Genomic DNA, 19,086 nt, shown 5'->3' with positions numbered 1-19,086 from the left:
AGCGCTCCCACGCCTGATCGGGGTTGTAGTCGGCGACGAGGAAGGATTGCGGCACAGTGCGCGCATGCGTGTGCAGCGACAGGATCGCCTCGCTCGCTGGCTTCAGACCAGACGGTTCGCGATACGGCAGGGTGAGTGTGGGCTGATAGATGTAATGGTCGATGTCATCGACAAATATCAGCACATCGCCATGCTCGCCTTGCGTGCTGTAGCAATAGATGCCTTCCTGTTTCATCAGCAGGCGGATGTAGTTCCAGTCGCTAAGATGGTGTTGCAGGCGAAAGGCGTGCTGCGGATAGCTGCGACGCAAGGTGAAAGCGAATTGGTGTCCCTTGAAGCCATGCCGACGCAGTATCGCCTCGATGATTTGCGGCGTGGTCTGCTTTTGAAAAATCCGGCTGGCTTGAAGACCATCAAGGCGCGCCACGTGCGGGTTGATGGTCAGCCAATAAGTGATGTCATCCTTACTGCGCTGGAGGCGGCTGAACCCAGTGATGCTACCGGCGAAGCGTCGCAACGCGCCATCAGCATCCACTATGCGAAACATGGCGTCCTTGCCGATCAAGTCGCCGCGCGCGAGTTCGTCCGGATGAGAAAGCGTGACGGTGATGTGGTACAGGCCGCCGAGTTGTTCACGCACCTTGAATGTCTGGATGGATAACGCAGCGGCGCTGGCGAGGCTGGGAATATCGAGAAAGTAGTGTTGATGGAAGTTACGGGCGACATCAGCGGGATTCGACATGTAGGTGTCCTTTGTTTTGCTTTCCCTGGCCTAGGCCTGCGGGGCCGAAGCCGCATGGCGGACGCGCTACATGTCCGCGTTGGGCAGCCGACTACCTTCGCGCATGATGCATGCGAAGGCGCGGGACACTTTGGCATATCGATGGGTGCGAGCGAGGCTGTTTTACTCGCCCTTACAACGAAATCAGATGAGACTTACCTTGATGCTTTGTCGAAGCGCGGCCGTTGACGATCTCAGATCAATTGCCTGGATTCGAGCTCGCGCTTGAGATACGCATAATAAATCGGCGCGGCAATCAGGCCGGTCATGCCGAACGCGGCTTCCATCACCAGCATCGCCACCAGCAATTCCCATGCGCGGGCACGGATCTGCGTGCCGATGATGCGCGCATTGAGAAAGTACTCGAGCTTGTGGATGACGATGAGGAAGCCCAGCGCCGCCACTGCCACCCAAATTGACACGGATAAGCCGGCAATCGTCACGGCGGTGTTGGAAATAAGATTGCCGATCACCGGCAGCAAGCCAGCCAGAAATGTCACCACCACCAGCGTTTTGGCAAACGGCACGTGGATGCCCAGGAGCGGCAGCGCACCGAGCAGAAAAATCGCGGTGGCGATGGTGTTGATCAGCGAGATTTTGATCTGCGCGAACACGATGTGGTGAAACGCTTCGGCCAGATATTGGCAACGCGTGCCCAGCGCGGCGGCCAGCGGCCCGATCTGATGCGGCGGCCGTGCTCGATTCAAGGCGACCAGCGCGCCCAGCACCAGCCCGAGAATGATGTGCACCAGCACGCGTGCTGTTTCCTTGCCCGCGTTCTGCAAGCTCATGGCGTGTTTGCGGGTGAGCTCCAAGGCCATCACACGCAATTCGTCGACGCTGTCGGGCAACATGCTGGTCAAGGATTGCGGCAATTGCGCGCGCGCCCTTTCCACCAGTGGCATCAATTGTTGTTCCCAGATGGTGCCTGGATTGCCGATTTCTTTGCGGAAAAAGCTGATCAGCGCCACGATCAGCATAATGATCAACCCCACCACGACCGCACCCAACAGCGTCACCACGACCAGGCGCGCGCGTTCGCCGGAAATGCGCTGCCCGAGCAGCGGCGTCATGGCATGCACCAGCTCGTAGACCAGCAAGCCCGCGAGCAAGGCAGGCAAAAGATGCAGACGCAACACCAACAGCAATGCCAAGCCCGCCAGCACATAGCTGACGATGCGGATGCCGCGGCCGGATTGAAGGGATGCGTACACAGATAAGTCCATGGGCGAACGTGCTGCGGACAAGTCTGTCATAAACTTGCGCCATCCTCTCAAGACGTTGTCGCTTTTCACAGGGTGTTTCATGGTCAAGTCTTTGCCCGTGCTCATGGGCACGTTGCTCGTGCTTTGCGGTTGCGCCAGCCAGGCGCCGCATCCTTCCACGCCTGCGCCCGTCGCAGCCAGCGCTGCGGTCGTCCATCCAGCCGCCGTGCCGCCGGTTCCTGCCGATGACAATCTCAATGCGGTGGCGTGGACGCAGACTGCGCTTGAGCATGATCTGGTCTATGAAGAAACCTACCGCAGCGCACAGCTGCAGTTGCTTGCCGCGTTGAGGGACAAGAGCTGGGATGCATTGCCGCACGAGGATCGCACTGGCTCCTACAAAAACCTGAAGCCGGCCGTGATCCTGGACATCGATGAAACGGTGCTCGACAACTCACCCTATCAGGCACGCCTGATCCAGCACGGCGGCGAATACAACGAAGCGGACTGGGCGGCGTGGTGCAAGGAAGAGCGCGCCCGCGCGATGCCCGGCGCCGTGGCCTTCACGCAATTTGCCGCCAAGCATGGTGTCGCTGTGATCTACATTTCCAATCGTGCGCAGGATCTGGATGCTGTCACGATCGACAACCTGCGCAAGGTCGGCCTGCCTGTATCCGGTCCGGACGCGTTCCTGGGACTGGGCACCATCCTGCGCGGCTGCGACCAGGTTGGCACCGAGAAAAGCTGCCGGCGCCAGCGGGTGGGCCAGCATTACCGGGTGCTGATGCAGTTCGGTGACCAGCTTGGCGATTTCGTCGCGATCCTCAATAACAGCGATGCCGGACGCGCCCAGGCTATGGCACCCTACACGGCGTGGATCGGTAGGCGCTGGTTTGTGTTTCCCAATCCCACGTACGGTTCGTGGGAACCGGCTCTATTCAATAACGCGTGGGGCGCGCCTCGCGATCAGCGCCGGCAGCAGAAGGTTCAAGCGCTCCACACAGATTGAATAAATTCAATCACTTACCATGATTAACTTAAAGTATTGCCTGAAGAAGGAAAGGGCCTTATCATGGGCTCGCCAACCCTGCTGACCTCCAAACTTCTGCAGGCACGGCCATTTCCCTTCCGGCACTGCCGGCACGACCCTGCGAGGCCCTGACGCCCGCGGGGTTTTCTTTTGGCGTTTTCTTTTAAGATGCGCGCCTGCCATACGGCGCCGCATCCGCCCCTTGCCTGGATGGCAAGCTACCGCCCTCCCAAGTGAGAGAATCCATGCGCTTTCAAAGTCTTAAGCATTGCTGGCTGCTGTTTGCATTGCTTGCGCTGGCCGCCTGCCACAAGCAGGAACAGACCGGCGCCGCCCCCGGCGGGGCCACGCCGGAAGCCGCGGTGGAGGAATCGGTCGCGCTGATCAAGGCGGGTGATTTCGCCGGCTTCTGGAAGCACGCGCTGCCCCCGGCCGATTACGCCAACCTGCGCGCGGACTGGACACATCCACGTGCCGACCAGCATCCCATCACGGATGAGGACCGCGCCCGCTTCGAGCTGGTCGTCCAGCAGCTCACGGCACCCAACGCGGAAACCACCCTGTACGCCCAGCTCAAGCCCAAGCTGACGCAGATGGAAGAGCAATATCACGACCAGTTGCCGGTAATGATCGGCATCGGCCAGGCCATCCTCAGCACCGGCATCGCGCAGAACAAGACGATGACGGAAAACCAGAAACAGCAGGCGCGCGATGTACTCAATGTGCTGCTGCCGTGGGCGCAGCAAACGCCCTGGTTCGATCAGGACAAGGCCAAACAGGCGGTCAGTGTGATGGTGACCACCACGCGCCAGCTCAACCTGAAAACGCCCGATCAGGTGCAGCACATGGATTTTGATACGTCGATGAAGGAGTACTCGATTGCGTATCAGGGCCTCAAGCAGCTGCTCGTCATCTATGGGCTTTCCGTCGACGACACGCTCGATTCGGTGAAAGTCAGCACCATCGGTATCGATCACGGGCAAGCCCACGTGAAGATCGATTACACCTTGCTGGGCAAACCGCTGAGCGCCGACTCCCAGCTCGTATTGATAAACGGCCGCTGGTACAACCAGGACCTCATCCACAGCGAACGTGCGCAGCACGAACAGCTGCTGCACCCGCCCGCACCCGCCGGCAGCAGCAGCGCAGCCGCGCCAGCCAGCAGTGCCTCGGCTGGGACGACCCTGGCGGCAAAACCGTAAGCCGGGCAGGACACTCACCGCTACACTATGCAGATGCCGATCATGACGACCGCGGATCCCTCTTACCGCAGCCGCGCCCCCTGGTGGTTCAACCTCGCCGCGCACCTGCTTGAGCCCTGGGTTCGCATTCGCCGCGATCCGGCCGAGCCGGCCAGCATGCTGCAAGGCGATGCTCCCGTCTGTTACGTCATCGAGCGCGATGGATTTTCCGATGCGCTGATCCTGGATCGCGCCTGCCGCGAGGCGGGCCTGCCCAGTCCCATGCAGCCGTTGGCGCAGACGCGCCGTCGCCGTTCGGTGTTTGCACTCGCACGTCGCGACGGCTGGATTTTCGGGCGCAACCGCAAGCGTTCGCCGAACGAACCGTTGGGCCAACTAGTGCGTTCGCTGGAAGGTTTTCCCGATCGCGATATCCAGATCGTGCCCGTTTCGATCTACGTCGGCCGCGCGCCCACGCGTGAATCAGGCTGGTTCAGCGTGCTGTTTTCCGAAAACTGGGTGGTGGTCGGCCGCTTCCGTCGCATGCTTGCGCTGCTGCTCAACGGTCGCGACACGGTCGTGCACTTTTCTGCGCCCGTTTCGCTGCGCGCCGCCTTGAATGAAGAGGGCGACGTGCAGCCGGAGCGCTTCGCACGCAAGATGGCGCGCGTGTTGCGCACGCACTTCCGGCGCATCCGTGCGGCGGTCATCGGCCCCGATCTTTCGCACCGCCGTACCGTGGTCGATGCCGTGCTCAACGCGGAACCGGTGCGCGCGGCGATCGCGTCCACCGCCGCCAAGGAAAACATCACTTATGCCAAGTCGTGGGAACGCGCGCACAAGATGATGATGGAAATTGCGGCGGATTATTCACACCCTGTGGTGCGTTCCGCATCGTTCCTGCTGCGCAATTTCTGGAACAAGCTGTACGACGGCATCACCATCCATCACTTCGACAAGGCGCGCGCCGCGGCGCCGGGCTACGAAGTGGTGTACGTACCCAGCCATCGCAGCCACGCGGACTATCTGCTGCTTTCCTATCAGCTGCATGCATCGGGCGTGGTGGTGCCGCACATTGCCGCGGGCGTCAATCTCAATCTGCCGCTGATCGGCCCGATCCTGCGCCGCGGTGGTGCATTCTTTCTGCGCCGCAGCTTCAAAGGTAATGCGCTGTATTCGGTCGTATTCAACGAATACGTCGCGCAGTTGATCGATCGCGGCGTACCGATGGAATACTTCATCGAGGGTGGACGTTCACGTACCGGCCGCCTGCTTGCGCCACGCGCGGGCATGCTGGCGATGACCGTGCGCGCCTTCCTGCGCGCGCCGCGCCGTCCCGTGTTGTTCCAGCCGATTTACATCGGTTACGAAAAACTGATGGAGGGCAAAAGCTACATCGGCGAGCTCTCTGGCAAGCCCAAGGAGAAGGAATCGCTGGTCGGGCTAATCCGCGGCCTTGGCGTGCTGCGCCAGCGCTATGGCCACGTGGCGCTCAACTTCGGCGAGCCGATCGAGCTGACCCCGCTGCTCGATGCAGCCAGCAGCAACTGGCGCCAGACCACCGGCGATCCCAGCACCAAGCCGGAATGGCTTAGCCGCGTGGTCGATCAGCTTGCAGAAAAAATCCAGATCAACATCAATCGCGCGGCGGATGTAAATCCCATCAATCTGCTCGCGCTTGCGTTGCTGGCCACGCCCAAGCATGCGATGGCGGAAAACGACCTGCTCGCCCAACTCGAGCTGCTCAAGGCGCTACTGGAAGAACTGCCGTATTCAGATCGCATGACGGTCACGCCGCTGGCGCCCGAGGCGATCATCAACTACGGCGAGCAGATGGGCTGGATCACGCGCGTGCGCCATCCGCTCGGCGACGTGCTCACCGTGGAAAGCGAAGCGGCCGTGCTGCTGAGCTACTTCCGCAACAACGTGCTGCATCTGACCGCCGCCGCCGCGTGGGTGGCGTGCTGCTTCCTCAACAACCGCCGCATGTCGCGCGCGTCGATCCTGCGGCTGGGCCGCATCATCTATCCGTTTATCCAGAGCGAACTGTTTCTGCCTTGGGATATCGAAGGCTTCGGCGCGCAACTGCAAGCGACCGTCGATTTCTTCGTACGGCGCGGCATGCTGGAAGCCGCCGGCGAAGGACGCGTGCTCGAGCGCGGCCCAGGTCAGGACGATGCCGCCTATCAGCTGAAAGTCATCGCGCGCAGCCTGATCCAAGCCTTCGAGCGCTACTACATCACCATCGCCTCGCTGGTGAAGAACGGCCCACACACCATTACCGGCGCCGAGCTGGAAAATGTCTGCACGCTCACGGCGCAGCGCCTGAGCCTGCTCAGCGAACCGCTGGCGCCAGAGTTCTTCGACAAGGCACTTTTCCGCGGCTTCATCCAGAAGCTACGCGAACATCGCATCGTGTGGACCGACGAAAACGGCAAGCTCGACTACGACAGCGCCCTGGAAGACATGGTGCGCGATGCACGCGTAATTCTTGCTCGCGAGATGCGTCACGCAATCTTGAAGATTACCGGCAGCGAAGAAAAAGAAACGCCGCGCGCACCACCTGAACCGGCACAACCGACCGCCGCGCCTGCATCATCGACAGCGGAGCCTGAAGCGATAAACACCAGCGAAGAACTGCATCAGCGCCATGTCGAGACCGAACATCACATCCATGAGCGTGAATCCGTCGATCACGACAAGGAATGATCGCGCGACAAGTGGAAGATGCCCAAGCGGCGCCAGAGCGCGACTGAGTTTACACATCTGTACGCACTGCATCGCCTCGTGATGCGGCTCGCTTAATCTACGCGCGAGATATTGTTCTCGCCTCACCGTCATTCCGGCGACGGCCGGAATCCATCGCCAACCGAAACTTGGACTCCGGCCTTCGCCGGAATAACGATAAGGAACAGTTGATATGGCGCGTTAGCAAGCGGACCATGTCATCCGCGCTCTGATATTCCTACAAAGCCGATCACGTCAAAAACGATAGCGCATGCCCGCACTGATCGTACGCGCCTTGGTGCCGCTGCTGGCAAATTGGCCATCCAGATCGAGATACCACGACCAATGCTGGTTCATCACCGCATTCAAACCGGCACCGATCCATTCACTGTTGCGAGGCGTGTTGACACCTTCCAACTCAAAGGTAGCGTTGGGCGCACCAGCATAGGCGGCGGTAAAGCCAAGATCCCTGCCACCCATGATGCGTTGGTACAACGCGTACCCTTTCAACGATAGCTGCCCATCACCCCATTTCCAGCTGTACGCCAAGCGCGCACCGATTTGCCCGTAACTCTGGTTGAAATCATCGCTCGGTGCCGTGATGCCGAAACCGCCAGCGCCTTGCTCGTTGATCGCGCCACGGTCCAGATGTTCGTCGCCCGCCGACACAAACGGCGTGGTGGTCCACGCATCGGATTTGATGTTGTAGCCACCTTCCAGATACGCCGACGTCATCTGATCATTGCGAGAACTAGTGATGGCCGCCGGCACCACGCCAAGCAGGCCCCAGCGACTGGTGTCGCTGTGAATCCAGTCCTCGCCGATGCGGCCCGACAAGTAAGCATTATCCGCCGCGTACTTGGCATACAACATGGCGCCGGTGCTGCGCGACGTGTTGCTACCGCCCTGCAAGTCGTAAGTCGAACTCAAGTGATTCCAATCCAGGCCAACACCCACCACAAAACACTCTGCCATCTTCACGTCATAGCCCGCCACGGAACCACCACCGCTGTAATTTCCGGTGGCATACCCGCTGCGCGCAATATCGCCATCTGCACCTGTGCCCTGGAACCATGCGCCCTGTTGCGCATTGCCTTGATCGATATCGACCAGGCGATCGGCCACGGTGCGATTGACGATGCCGGCTTGCTCGAACGTCAAACCTTGCGAGGAAGCGAGCAACTGACCAGATAGACTGTTGATGGATGCCTCAGCCAAAGGAATAGACGAGACATGCAGGAAATCGCCGGCCGCATCGAGGAATGTCTGATGCGAAGCGGAATTCGCGACTGTCCAGCCGTTCGCTTGCACCAAAGCTGTTTGAATGTGCTCAGCTGTTTGCTGAGTCGTTGCAATATTCGGCATAGCTTCTTTGGCTACGCTGCTCACTGAAACTTGCGTGATGTCCGCGTCCACCTCAGTGGCACTGTAGGTAACCACCGCACTGTAGTACAGCGACGGGAAATCAAGCGAACCGAAGGTTCCGGAAATGGATCCCGCATAAAGCAGCGGCTCAACTGCGTTGGGTGTGTATCCACCTGGAACATTGATTGCGAGAATGCTGTTGTTTAGAGTTGCCGTCCCTGTGACGCGTAAAGGACTGCCCAGATCAATGATAGTCTGCTCCAAGGGCACGCCAGAATTACTATCTGTTGGAACAACCGTATAATTTCCTGCAATGGTAAGCGTTCCACCCGTAGACCAGACGGCGCCTGCGTTTGTAACGTTGCCGAACACAGTACCCGGCCCTTCCAGGATTCCGACCGAGGGACCATTCCCTGCAATGGTCACATCGGCACTTATTGAACCGGTCACCTTCAACGTTCCCGAATCAACCCACGTTCCTCCGGTGTAGGTACTGTTACCAGTAAGTATTAGTGTGCCGAAATTGAGCGGACCGAGTATCAGCGCGCCGGAACCGCTCATATTGTTGGTGAATGCGCTAGTAACTCCCGCTGGAACAGCTACTTCAAAAGGACCCCAATCGAGTAAACCTGGACCATTAACCGCAGCTGCTGCGTTCACTAACCCATAACCGTAGTAAGTCGGGCTACCCAGGTAGGTCGCCGTACCCAGCAATGTCTCTTGGACGTTGGTCGCGCTAAAGTAGGGAAATCGCTGCCAAACCAGTGCGGCAACGCCAGTCACGATGGCGGCAGAATCGGACGTACCCTCCGCGCCACCGGTTGAGAACTGGGTGTTGGCAACCGGCGAGAAATAATTCAGTCCAGGCGCTGCCAGACACCATCTCGCAGCCACTCCACACGCATTGGAGGGCACTGTGTCATCAAGGCCGGTAACTTGGCCACTGCTGTTCAATGTGACATTCACCACTGCCAGCCAGTTACCTTGCAGGCTGTTTTCATAATACGGCAATCCGGCTTCGACGGTAGGTTGCAGGTTGCCGTTGTTGCCGGCAGCCCACACCAATAGCTGTCCATTCGCGAGAACTGACTTGAACGTTGCGTTGTCGGCCAATACTTGCGCACTGTAACCGGTGACGCTGGTGATGGAATTGGTCGAGCCATACGAATTGTTGATCAGCTTGACGCCCTGCGCAGTGAGGTCCGCCATGGCCTGTGGCAGCAATGCGGTATTGAAATTGCCGGAGCTGTCGCCCACGCGCGCGATATACAAGGACGCCTGGGGTGCAACGCCACCAAAGAAGGGATTGCCACCAGAACCATCAGGGTTTGCCGTGCCCCCGATGAGCTCGGCGATTTGAGTGCCGTGACCGTCCGGGTCCTGCGGTGTCGTATTGGATGGATCAACGTAATCCTTGAACCAGGTGATGCGATTGATCAACGCCGGATTATCCGCTTGCGCACCAGTGTCGATAATACCGACTGCCACGCCTTGCCCTTGATTACCCGTGCTGCTGATCCCGTTGTTCCAGGCAATCGGCACGTATTCCGGAACCAGCGTGTTGTAGAGGGAATTGTAGTTATTGAATGCCTGCGTGGGTAAAGGCGTCGGAGCATTCACCACGGTTGGTGTTGGTGTTGGTGTTGGTGTTGGTGTTGGTGTTGGTGTTGGTGTTGGTGTTGGTGTTGGTGTTGTCGGGACGGGTGCTGGCGTCGGTGTGGGTGTGTTCGATGCCGGACGGATGTTGCCATTGCCACCACCGCCCCCGCCGCCGCAAGCAGCCAGGGAAGTGGTCAGCGCGATACCGACGGATAAAGCCAACGCATTACGACAGCTAAGCAAACTCATCGACAAGCCCCTATTCCTGAATTTGATATCCATTTGGCTCTGCAAGCTGGTTGTGACGAAGCTTTGAGCCTAACCCCCAACGAAGCATCGTCCGACGCCTCGCAACGCACTTGTTCTTTAGAAGCTATACCTTGCACCGGCACTGAACACGGTGGCCTTCGTACCACCACCGGCCACCTGACCATCCAGGTTGGCGAACCACGTCCAACGTTTGCTCACATCCGCATTCATGCCCACGCCGACCCACCCGCTGTTGCGAGGTGAGTTCACGCCTTCGAGCTCGAACGTCGTAGTCGGCGCGCCCGCGTACGCTGCGGTGAACCCCAAGTTCTGACCACCGAGTACGCGCTGATACAGTGCGAAGCCCTTCAGCGACAGCTGGCCGGTACTCCATCTCCAGCGATATGAAAGACGCGCACCGATCTGCGTATAGCTCTGGTTGAAATCATCGTCAGGCGCAGTGATGCCGAAACCGCCAGCTCCCTGCTCGTTGATCGCGCCACGGTCCAGATGTTCATCGCCCGCCGATACGAACGGCGTCGTCGTCCACGCATCGGACGTGATGTTGTAGCCACCTTCCAGATAAGCCGATGTCATCCGGTCATTGCGCGAACTGTTGATCGCCGCCGGCACCACACCAAGCAAACCCCAGCGGCTGGTATCACTATGAATCCAGTCCTCACCGATGCGTCCAGACAGATAAGCATTGTCCGCAGCATACTTCATATACAGCATCGCACCCGTGCTGCGCGAAGTATTATTCCCACCCTGCAAATTGTAGCTCGCACCCAAATGGCTCCAATCCAGGCCGACGCCCAATGTGAAATTCAGTGGCAGCTTCACGTCGTAACCGGCCACGGAACCGCCGCCGCTGTAATTGCCAGTGGCATAACCGCTGCGCGCAATGTCACCACTTGCGCCGGTACCCTGGAACCATGCCCCTTGCTGCGCGTTGCCTTCATCAATATCGACCAGGCGATCGGCCACAGTGCGATTGACTATGCCAGCCTGCTCGAAGGTGAGACCCTGCGATGACGCAAGGAACTGACCGGAAAGGCTGTTGACGGACGCTTCGGCCTGCGCAATCGACGAAACACGCAGGAAGTCGCTGGCCGCATCGGTGAACGAACCATGCAATGCCGTATCCGATGTTGCGACCCACTGATTTACTAGCGATATCGCCCTCTGAATGTGCTGAGCCGTCTGCTGTGTCGTGGCGACCTGAGCCATAGCGCTGCTGGCTACGCTCGTCACAGGAAGCTGGGTGACGTTCAACTCCACTTCCGTTGCCGTGTAGCTCAATGTCCCCGTGTAGTAGGGGGAACTCCCATTGCTGTTTAGTCCCACTTGAAAATTAAACGCTCCAAATTCGCCAACGATGTTTCCGGCATACAACAGTGGCTCGACTGCTTTCGGAAAATAACCCTGCGCCGCAAATGCGTTGACGGTGGATTGGCTCAGTGTTGCCGTTCCAGTGACATGTATCGGGCACCCAAGTTCGATGCCTGTTTGAGGAGTGGGCGTTCTGGTGCCTGGTCCTGCTGCTGCGACAGTGTAATTGCCGTAAATCTGCAAGGGACCGTTCAATACCCCCACCGTACCGGCGTTGGTGACGTTACCCCGGACAACACCGATAGATGCGTTGAATGTTCCCGCCGCACTGATCGTGACGTCTGACCCGAGGCTACCTTGGTCTAGATACAGACCACCCGACTGGATCATTGTGCCGCCAGCGTAGGTGTCGTTACCTTCGAGGAACAACCACCCTTGGTTTGTTGGACCAAGTACTAACGAACCCGACCCACTGATGCTGTTGGTAAAATAAGGATTTTCCCCTGAGGGGATATTGACGATAAATGCTCCCCAATTAAAAGCCTCCGGACCGTTCACGGCAGCAAGAGCATTGACCAGACCCGCACCAAAGGTGGTCGACGGTCCAATTGGCGTTGCTGTACTAAGCAATGTCTGTTGAACGTTGCTGACGGTAAAGAATGGATAACGCTGCCAGACCAACGCCGCGACGCCGGTAACAACCGCTGCAGAATTCGATGTGCCTATCGCGTATCCCGTTGAAAACTGAGTGCCAGTCACCGGTGAAAATATCGTTGATCCTGGCGCAGCCAAACACCACGCCGCGGCGACTCCACATGCATTGGACGTGGAGTCCAAGCCAGTTACGTTTCCATTGGCGTCCACATCTACGTTGACGACCGCGAGCCAATTGTTTTGCAGGGATGGGTAGACATAAGGTAGCCCAGATTCCAGACTTGGCTGCGCACTGCTGTTGTTACCCGCCGCCCACACCATCAGCTGACCATTGCTTACAGCTGACGAAACCAAGCTATAGCGTTGAGCCGCCTGAGCTGATGATGCAACCGTGATTGCCTCGTTATAACCGTAGGAATTGTTGACGAGTTGCACCCCTTGCGCCGCAAGATCCGATAGTGCCTGAGGCACGAGGTTAACGTTGTAGTTACCTGTCTGATCGGCAATTCTTGCTATGTATAGCGAAGACTGTGGTGCAACGCCGCCGTAGTTGTAATAACCCTCTGGAGCACTGGCGTTCGCACTGCCACCGATAATTTCAGCTATGACGGTTCCGTGTCCGTACGGATCCTGCGGCGCGGTATTGGTAGGATCGACGTAATCTTTGAACCAGCTGATACGGTTCAAAAGTGCCGGGTTGTCCGCTTGTACGCCCGAATCGATGATGCCAACTTTTACCCCTTGCCCTTGGCTGGCTCCATTGAATTGCCAGGCCAACTGAACGTTTTCAGGCGTAAGCTGGCTTGGGTTATATATCGTTGCACTAGGGGTCGGGGTCGGGGTCGGGGTAGGTGTGGGAGTCGGGGTAGGTGTGGGAGTGGGGGTGGGAGTCGGAGTTGGCGTTGCGCCGGACGGGCGCACATTGCCATTTCCTCCACCGCTACCACCACCGCATGCAGTTAGCGTCGTCGCCAGCACAACAGCTACGGAAAAGGCCAGCGCGTTATGACGATTGAAAAAACTCATGTATGCCGCTCCATGTCGAAAACAGGTACGTGCGACGTCAGCACGCGCTGCGGCATGCGACTTCGGTGGCGGTAAGAAAGGAACACCTCGCCTCAGCCGCGAACGCGCCGAGTTGGCGTTGAACGATGGGGGAAAAATCAGCACGGCGTGATCGACCGTACATTGGCCTGCCACGATGCAGACTTGTATGCAGAAGCGTTGTCATCGATCCGTCGAAACCCTGTGGTGGAGTGGAGTCAGAGCGTTGTGCTCTGCCTGCCTCCAGGAGTCATCCGTGAAGAGGTATCCGCCGTCGACACTCACGTTGTCGGCGGCCCGATCGATGCATGCAGCGAACTGCCCACTGTTTCCCCTTGACGCAACGAACGAAAACGTTCGCCCCAACCCCTGTTACGCACGGAAATGCTACGTCATTTTTTGAGCGAAGGCATAGGCCGTCCGTTTGGGCAAGCCATACAAAACGCCTCTTCATCTCGCATTTTCTTACGGGTTATTTCCCGGCGGTACCTTGACCGAGCTGCTGCCCATTCACGGTCGTGCCGTACAACGACTCGGGCGTGTCGTGATACGCCTTACGTGTTTCGGCAATGGAACCCTTGAAACGTGGGTCCTGCGGACGTTCGTGCGCATCCATGAAATACGCCACGTCCCACGCGTCTTGGTCGGTCAACGTATCGCCGCGTCCCAGCGGCATGTTGGCTTTGATGAAACCCGCCGCGTTGTTGACCTGTTCCATGCCCGCGCCCCAGTTGAACGATTGCGGCCCCCAAAGTGGCGGAAACACGGTGCGTCCAGCCGCCCGCTGGCCTTGACCGTTGTCGCCATGACAAAGCGCGCAATCGCGTTTGAACACCGCCTCACCGCGCGCGTAATCGGGCGCGATCGCGGGCTTGGGCAATTTGGGATAACCGCGGCCCGGCAACGATGTACCAATCGGCTCGCCCTTCGACATCCAGTACGCATACGTCTCCAACGCGACCAGCACTGGATCGTCAGCCGGTGGCGCTTTGCCGTTCATGCTGTATTGGAAGCACCCCTGCAAGCGCTCGGCAAACGTGTTGACGTGGTGATTCTTGCTGCGATACGCGGGGTACATCGGATACGCGCCCCAAAGCGGCGCCGAATGCGCAAGACGCCCCGCATCCAGATGGCAGTTTTCGCAACTGAGACTGTTGCCGACGTAAGCCTTCGCATACTGGCCCGGGTCGATGAATATCTGACGTCCAAGCGCAACTTGCTTGCCGAAATCATCGTTGGGAATGTCCGACTCGGACGGCGGGGCGAAAGCTGTCGCCTTCTTGGGTGCTGACGTCACATGCGCCGGGCTTTTCGCAACCGGGGCTGCCGCGTGCGGCGTCGAGTGATCGCAAGCCGTCAACGACAACGCACCGATCACAAGAACGAAATGCATCCACTTCATGGCTGCTTCTCCTGCGCCGGCACGACCGGTTGTGCGGCGTACCACGTGCTGATGGCCGTGATGTCCGCATCGCTCAACTTTGACGTCACGCTTTGCATCAACTGCAATGGATCATTATGACGCGAACCTTGTTGCCACGCATGCAGCTGATTGGATAGATAGACGGCCGATTGCCCAAGCAACGGTGGAAAGTGATCGCCGACGCCGATGCCGCCAGGCCCATGACATTGCTCGCACGCAGGTAGCGATGTCGACCAGCGACCTCGCGTTGCCAATACTTGCCCGGTCCGTGCGCCGTCATCGACCGGCGCTGACGACGGTGCGGAGGCCGGTATCGGTAATGCGCTGTAATAGACGGCCAGCGCATCGCGTTCGGCATCGCTCAAGCCGCTGGCGACAGGCTGCATGGTGGCATTGACGCGGGTGCCATTGGCGAAATCATCCAGCTGCTTGCGCAAGTAGGCTTGTGGCAATCCGGCCAAACGCGGAAACCCGGCGGCCGATTGCCCTTCACCGTTGACACCATGACACGCCATGCACGGCGCAACACCGTGTCCGTTGCCTTGGTGTGCGATGGTCGAACCATCAGGAGTGCCGGCAAGCACGCCATGCGCGTAGAGCACGGCAAGCACGATCAACGTGATGCGGTACATGCTCATGGCTGCGGCGGCTGAAAGCCATATTTGCGATAGATCGCCTGCGCCTCAGGCGACGCCATGAAGGCGAGAAAATCCTTCGCTGCCTGCGTGTGCGGCGCATCTTTCATGCGCGCGGCGGTGTAGGTCGCCGTGACATTCTGGTCGGCAGGAATGGCGACGGTCTCCACTGGACGATGCAATATCTGCTGCTGGAAATACGCTTCCGTCGACCACACCGGCGCCGCATCCGATTCGCCCTGCAGCACACGCAGTGGCGATTCACGGTGATGGATGCGCGTGAGATAGGTCGTTCCGGCCTTCACCTTCTCATCCATCACGGTGTGATCCAGCGCGTCGCCGCCGGCCTTGCGGTAGCTGGCTTCGATCTGCTTGGCGATGCCTTCCCATTGCGGGTTGGGCATGCTCACCCGTACATCGTCGCGGCCTAGATCCTTCAAGCCTTCAACATGTTTCGGGTTGCCTTTTGCCACCAGAATCGCGAGCGGATTGCGCGCGTAGTCGACCGTATCGGCAAACCAGCCGTGCTGCTTTTGCGAGGCGGCGATGGAGCCTTTGCCGGCGGTGAAAATATCCGGCTTCAACGCAATGCGCAGATTGCCCATCACCAGCGAGCCGGTTTCGATCTGCTTGGCGAGAATACCAGGTGGCAAGGTCTCGACGAATACGCGCTGATAAGCCGGATAGCGTTGCTTGAACACTTCGATCAGATCGTGCACCACCATGAACTGGTTACCGGCGAAAAACACCGTGAGCTGCGGGTCGACGATGTCGCCATGCAGGTCGGCAATCGCATCGAACGGCGGCATCGCAAAGGAAACACCACCCGTCGGCGGCGGATTCCAGGGTGGCAGATAATCGGTTTGCGATGCGTTGGCCACACCGCACATGGCAGCCAACAGCCCTGCCAGCAGCGCGTGCCGCCGGCGACGTTTCCAACATGGCGACATGACGCGCTCCTTGATTTACAGCGGCATCAGGGCGTAGCCCTGCTGCTGCAACTCGGTGATGGTGGTGAGCGCCGAAAGGCTCAAGGTCACGCTCTTGGCCGCCCAATCATCGGGAAAGTTGCTCTCGGCCATCGCCTGTCCGCATACCGCGACATCCACGCCCGCCTTGCGCAGCTGTTCGATCACCGGCAAGTTGGGATTGTCGACACCGAACTTGGCCTTGTAGTGCGCGTTGTCGAGCACCAGCGGCGTGGCCTTGCCGTACGCCACTGCAACGAATTTCAGGTGGTCCACTGGCACGCCGGCGGAGGCATAAAGGTTCACTGTGCGCGCAACACGTTCCAGCGCAGGATTGACCTGACCGGGCTTTTCGCTTTCGCGGGTCATCGCGAACACCACTTTATACGTCGCTGCCGGATCAGGCTGATAGGCCGCGTGTGGCAACGGGTGGTAATGACCGGCGGCGGTGATGACCGCTTGCGGCGCGCCCTGAGCGGCAACCGCGGCGCAACCACACAGACCGATGACGCCAAACAGCAGGATCGAAGGTTTCATGTTCCGCCTCGTGGTGGGATATCGGCGGCAAGGCTACGCCGCCCTGGGTCATCAGGCTACTTCATGTTGTCTATATGACAGATAAGGCAGGCTTATCCTCAGGTCCGCTTCCTGTACCATGCGCGCATGAGCGAACAGCCCACTACCCATTTCGGCTTCCGCGACGTACCGGTCGGGGAGAAGCAAAAACTGGTCGGCCAGGTTTTCACCTCGGTCGCCCGCAATTACGACCTGATGAACGACCTGATGTCGTTCGGCATCCATCGCCTGTGGAAGCGTCACTTCGTCGCCATCAGCGGCATCCGCAGCGGCGATCGCGTGCTTGATCTGGCGGGCGGCACTGGCGACATCGCCGCGCTGATCAAGCCCGTGGTCGGCCAAAGCGGCGATGTGGTGGTGGGCGACATCAACGCGGCCATGCTCAATAAAGGGCGCGACCGACTTACCGACCAGGGCGTGGTTTCAGGTCTGCGCTGGGTGCAAATGAATGCCGAAGCACTGCCGTTTCCGGACAACAGTTTCGACGCCGTGACCATGGCCTTCGGCCTGCGCAATGTCACGGACAAAGATAAGGCGCTGGCCGATATCTGCCGCGTGCTCAAGCCGGGTGGTCGAGCGTTGGTGCTGGAGTTTTCCAAGGTACGCAACGAGCTCTTCAGCAAGCTCTACGATTTCCATTCGTTTCAAGTGCTGCCCAAGCTGGGACGGCTGTTCGCCGGCGACGCACAGAGCTATCAATACCTGGCCGAATCGATCCGCAAGCATCCGGATCAGGAAACCCTGAAGGGCATGATGGAACAGGCCGGCTTCGGCCGTGTCGAGGTGCGCAATCTCAGCAATGGCATCGTGGCGATCCATCGCGCCTACAAACTCTGAGGTGTATCGCCAGAGCGCCGATCGAATCAGAACGTGATGCCCATCAGCAGCATGTTCTCGCCGCGGTTGGGCAAATGCAGAAAAGCGTTGGAGCTATGGCGAATCGCCACCATCCAATGCTCGCCTTGCCAACCCAGTGTGCTGGTGAATTCGTAGCTGCTGCTCAATGCCTGCGTTCGTCCGGTATGCAGGGTGGGTTGAAAACTGAAGAAGAGCCTTCGATACCACGCGTCCGGCGCGTTGTAGCGAAGGCGTACGCCACCGGCCAGCATCCAGATGTGATCGCGCGTGGTGTACCGATCATGCTGGAAATAGGCGATATCCCTTCCGTCGATCCAGCCGGCGGTGACATCCGGTGCCCACATGAACGCGCTGCTGCTGATGGCATGTTCGTCGAACACCGCTTCGCCGAACACTGCTGGCGTGCCCTGGTTGAAGGCGAAGTAGCCGCCGACGAAGCTCTCGCCGCCTTCCACTGATATGCGTGGACCGGCGGCAAATGCCTGCAACGTTACAAGGTCGAACAACATCGCTGCCGCAAGGCGGCGGTAAAGAGGTGTGACAACCATCAAAAGCCTGCGCGTCTACGCCTGTCTCGACCCACGTAGCAAACCCCCGCACCCACCCGGGCAGTTTCTTGGTGACGCATTCACGCTCGCGCAAGAATGCATGAACAGGACGCCGCCAAACTACTTACCTGCCCGTTCTGGAAAAGAGAAGGTTTTGCTAGGTCGATCACCACACGATCACGCACAAGTTTCGCGCCAGTGTTTCGCCCTGCGCGGCATCAAGCCGCGCGCAGGTCTTTGAGCAATACACCCTGGCGCAGTGTTTCTTGTTCGTGGTCCGTATCACGCCAGGTTTCGCGCAGTGCCGCTTCATACCAGCGTTGCATGGAAGGCAAGGCCAGCATGCGCTGTACGTAGGCGCGGCAATCATCATCCAGCGACAAGCCATAACTTTGAATACGGAACGTCACGGGTGCGTAGAACGCATCCACCGCCGTAAATGCATCGCCGGCGAGAAAGGGGCCACCGAAGCGCCTGAGCCCTTGCGTCCACAATTCCTGCAGGCGAACCAGGTCGCGCGCGAGCGTGGGAGGCATTTCATGCAATTGCAGCCGGATGCCGCAGTTCATCGGGCAATGCGAACGCAACGGTTCGAAGCCCGTGTGCATTTCCGCGGCGGCGCTGCGAGCCCATGCACGCACATGCGCATCGTTTGGCCATACGGTCGGGTGACGCTCGGCCACGTATTCGGTGATAGACAGCGAATCCCATACCACCGTATCGCCATCGTGCAGGCACGGCACTTTGCCTGTGGGCGAGAATGCGCGGAACGCATTCCAGCTCGACGATGTGCCGCCCTGGAACGGTGTGAGTTTTTCTTCGAACGGGATGCCCAGCTCCGTCAGCAATACCCACGGGCGCAAGGACCAGGACGAGTAGTTCTTGTTGGCGATGTAGAGCGTGTACATGCG

General features: G+C 59.1%; 15 protein-coding genes. 5 read left to right on the top strand and 10 right to left on the bottom strand.

The features are described from left to right. Together DWU98_RS20150 and DWU98_RS20145 are read right to left on the bottom strand one after the other, a co-directional pair. A partial coding sequence (locus DWU98_RS20150; RefSeq protein WP_196239549.1) for a phage late control D family protein occupies positions 1 to 742 on the bottom strand: 742 nt, incomplete at its 3' end. A 233-nt stretch (positions 743 to 975) separates the two neighbouring features. Beyond that, positions 976 to 2,007 (bottom strand): AI-2E family transporter, encoded by a 1,032-nt coding sequence (locus DWU98_RS20145; protein ID WP_115497376.1) that lies wholly within the window; start codon positions 2,005 to 2,007, stop codon positions 976 to 978. 79 nt (positions 2,008 to 2,086) lie between these two features. On the opposite strand from DWU98_RS20145, the gene DWU98_RS20140 reads away from it, so the two are divergent. The 3 genes from DWU98_RS20140 to plsB all read left to right on the top strand — a co-directional run bounded on the left by DWU98_RS20140 (position 2,087) and on the right by plsB (position 6,906). Further along, positions 2,087 to 2,995, top strand: coding sequence for a 5'-nucleotidase, lipoprotein e(P4) family (locus DWU98_RS20140; RefSeq protein WP_115497386.1), 909 nt, complete (start codon positions 2,087 to 2,089; stop codon positions 2,993 to 2,995). A 266-nt stretch (positions 2,996 to 3,261) separates the two neighbouring features. Next, on the top strand, positions 3,262 to 4,218 hold the full coding sequence (locus DWU98_RS20135; RefSeq protein ID WP_115497375.1) for a hypothetical protein: 957 nt from the start codon (positions 3,262 to 3,264) through the stop codon (positions 4,216 to 4,218). Between the two features lie 42 nt (positions 4,219 to 4,260). After that, positions 4,261 to 6,906 carry a glycerol-3-phosphate 1-O-acyltransferase PlsB gene (gene plsB, locus DWU98_RS20130; RefSeq protein WP_425480251.1) on the top strand — a complete coding sequence of 882 codons (2,646 nt, stop codon included), beginning with the start codon at positions 4,261 to 4,263 and terminating at the stop codon, positions 6,904 to 6,906. A 273-nt stretch (positions 6,907 to 7,179) separates the two neighbouring features. On the opposite strand, the gene DWU98_RS20125 is transcribed toward plsB, so the two are convergent. After that, on the bottom strand, positions 7,180 to 9,909 hold the full coding sequence (locus DWU98_RS20125; RefSeq protein ID WP_158545129.1) for a S8 family serine peptidase: 2,730 nt from the start codon (positions 9,907 to 9,909) through the stop codon (positions 7,180 to 7,182). Between DWU98_RS20125 and DWU98_RS22115 the strand changes: the two genes are divergently transcribed. Continuing rightward, on the top strand, positions 9,884 to 10,204 hold the full coding sequence (locus DWU98_RS22115; protein WP_196239548.1) for a hypothetical protein: 321 nt from the start codon (positions 9,884 to 9,886) through the stop codon (positions 10,202 to 10,204). The two genes, DWU98_RS20125 and DWU98_RS22115, sit on opposite strands and share 26 nt — an antisense overlap. Before the next feature lie 50 nt (positions 10,205 to 10,254). Here the strand turns inward: DWU98_RS22115 and DWU98_RS20115 are convergent, their stop codons facing one another. The 5 genes from DWU98_RS20115 to DWU98_RS20095 all read right to left on the bottom strand — a co-directional run bounded on the left by DWU98_RS20115 (position 10,255) and on the right by DWU98_RS20095 (position 16,730). Next, a complete protein-coding gene (locus DWU98_RS20115) occupies positions 10,255 to 13,149 on the bottom strand; it encodes a S8 family serine peptidase (RefSeq protein ID WP_115497373.1) in 2,895 nt (964 codons plus the stop codon). 490 nt (positions 13,150 to 13,639) lie between these two features. Continuing rightward, the gene (locus DWU98_RS20110) at positions 13,640 to 14,569 is read right to left on the bottom strand and encodes a c-type cytochrome (protein ID WP_115497372.1); all 930 of its coding nucleotides are present in this window, start codon (positions 14,567 to 14,569) and stop codon (positions 13,640 to 13,642) included. Then, complete coding sequence (locus tag DWU98_RS20105) at positions 14,566 to 15,228, bottom strand: c-type cytochrome (protein ID WP_115497371.1); 663 nt, start codon at positions 15,226 to 15,228, stop codon at positions 14,566 to 14,568. Before DWU98_RS20105 ends, DWU98_RS20110 begins: the two co-directional genes overlap by 4 nt. Then, a complete protein-coding gene (locus DWU98_RS20100) occupies positions 15,225 to 16,175 on the bottom strand; it encodes a substrate-binding domain-containing protein (protein ID WP_115497370.1) in 951 nt (316 codons plus the stop codon). The genes DWU98_RS20105 and DWU98_RS20100 overlap by 4 nt, the downstream gene beginning before the upstream one ends. A 15-nt stretch (positions 16,176 to 16,190) precedes the next feature. Beyond that, positions 16,191 to 16,730: a DsrE family protein gene (locus DWU98_RS20095; protein WP_115497369.1), complete on the bottom strand. Its 540-nt coding sequence runs from the start codon at positions 16,728 to 16,730 to the stop codon at positions 16,191 to 16,193. A gap of 126 nt (positions 16,731 to 16,856) precedes the next feature. Between DWU98_RS20095 and ubiE the strand changes: the two genes are divergently transcribed. Beyond that, a complete protein-coding gene (gene ubiE, locus DWU98_RS20090; RefSeq protein ID WP_115497368.1) occupies positions 16,857 to 17,606 on the top strand; it encodes a bifunctional demethylmenaquinone methyltransferase/2-methoxy-6-polyprenyl-1,4-benzoquinol methylase UbiE in 750 nt (249 codons plus the stop codon). A 26-nt stretch (positions 17,607 to 17,632) separates the two neighbouring features. On the opposite strand, the gene DWU98_RS20085 is transcribed toward ubiE, so the two are convergent. Together DWU98_RS20085 and DWU98_RS20080 are read right to left on the bottom strand one after the other, a co-directional pair. Further along, entirely contained in the window at positions 17,633 to 18,175 is a 543-nt protein-coding gene (locus tag DWU98_RS20085) for an acyloxyacyl hydrolase (protein WP_230474963.1), read from the bottom strand. A gap of 218 nt (positions 18,176 to 18,393) precedes the next feature. Next, positions 18,394 to 19,083, bottom strand: coding sequence for a glutathione S-transferase family protein (locus DWU98_RS20080; protein WP_115497366.1), 690 nt, complete (start codon positions 19,081 to 19,083; stop codon positions 18,394 to 18,396). Positions 19,084 to 19,086 lie beyond the last annotated feature (3 nt).

Source organism: Dyella monticola, from assembly GCF_003363155.1.
GTDB classification, from domain to species: Bacteria; Pseudomonadota; Gammaproteobacteria; order Xanthomonadales; family Rhodanobacteraceae; genus Dyella_B; species Dyella_B monticola.
Note: the sequence above shows the minus strand (reverse complement) of the source record. Positions and strands in the feature narration are given on the sequence as shown.

Bases quoted from the DNA above. Each gene is read 5' to 3' on its own strand.
- DWU98_RS20145 (WP_115497376.1), bottom strand. From the start codon at position 2,007: ATGGACTTATCTGTGTACGCATCCCTTCAATCCGGCCGCGGCATCCGC.
- DWU98_RS20140 (WP_115497386.1), top strand. From the start codon at position 2,087: ATGGTCAAGTCTTTGCCCGTGCTCATGGGCACGTTGCTCGTGCTTTGC.
- DWU98_RS20135 (WP_115497375.1), top strand. From the start codon at position 3,262: ATGCGCTTTCAAAGTCTTAAGCATTGCTGGCTGCTGTTTGCATTGCTT.
- plsB (WP_425480251.1), top strand. From the start codon at position 4,261: ATGACGACCGCGGATCCCTCTTACCGCAGCCGCGCCCCCTGGTGGTTC.
- DWU98_RS20115 (WP_115497373.1), bottom strand. From the start codon at position 13,149: ATGAGTTTTTTCAATCGTCATAACGCGCTGGCCTTTTCCGTAGCTGTT.
- DWU98_RS20110 (WP_115497372.1), bottom strand. From the start codon at position 14,569: ATGAAGTGGATGCATTTCGTTCTTGTGATCGGTGCGTTGTCGTTGACG.
- DWU98_RS20105 (WP_115497371.1), bottom strand. From the start codon at position 15,228: ATGAGCATGTACCGCATCACGTTGATCGTGCTTGCCGTGCTCTACGCG.
- DWU98_RS20100 (WP_115497370.1), bottom strand. From the start codon at position 16,175: ATGTCGCCATGTTGGAAACGTCGCCGGCGGCACGCGCTGCTGGCAGGG.
- DWU98_RS20095 (WP_115497369.1), bottom strand. From the start codon at position 16,730: ATGAAACCTTCGATCCTGCTGTTTGGCGTCATCGGTCTGTGTGGTTGC.
- ubiE (WP_115497368.1), top strand. From the start codon at position 16,857: ATGAGCGAACAGCCCACTACCCATTTCGGCTTCCGCGACGTACCGGTC.
- DWU98_RS20085 (WP_230474963.1), bottom strand. From the start codon at position 18,175: ATGGTTGTCACACCTCTTTACCGCCGCCTTGCGGCAGCGATGTTGTTC.
- DWU98_RS20080 (WP_115497366.1), bottom strand. From the start codon at position 19,083: ATGTACACGCTCTACATCGCCAACAAGAACTACTCGTCCTGGTCCTTG.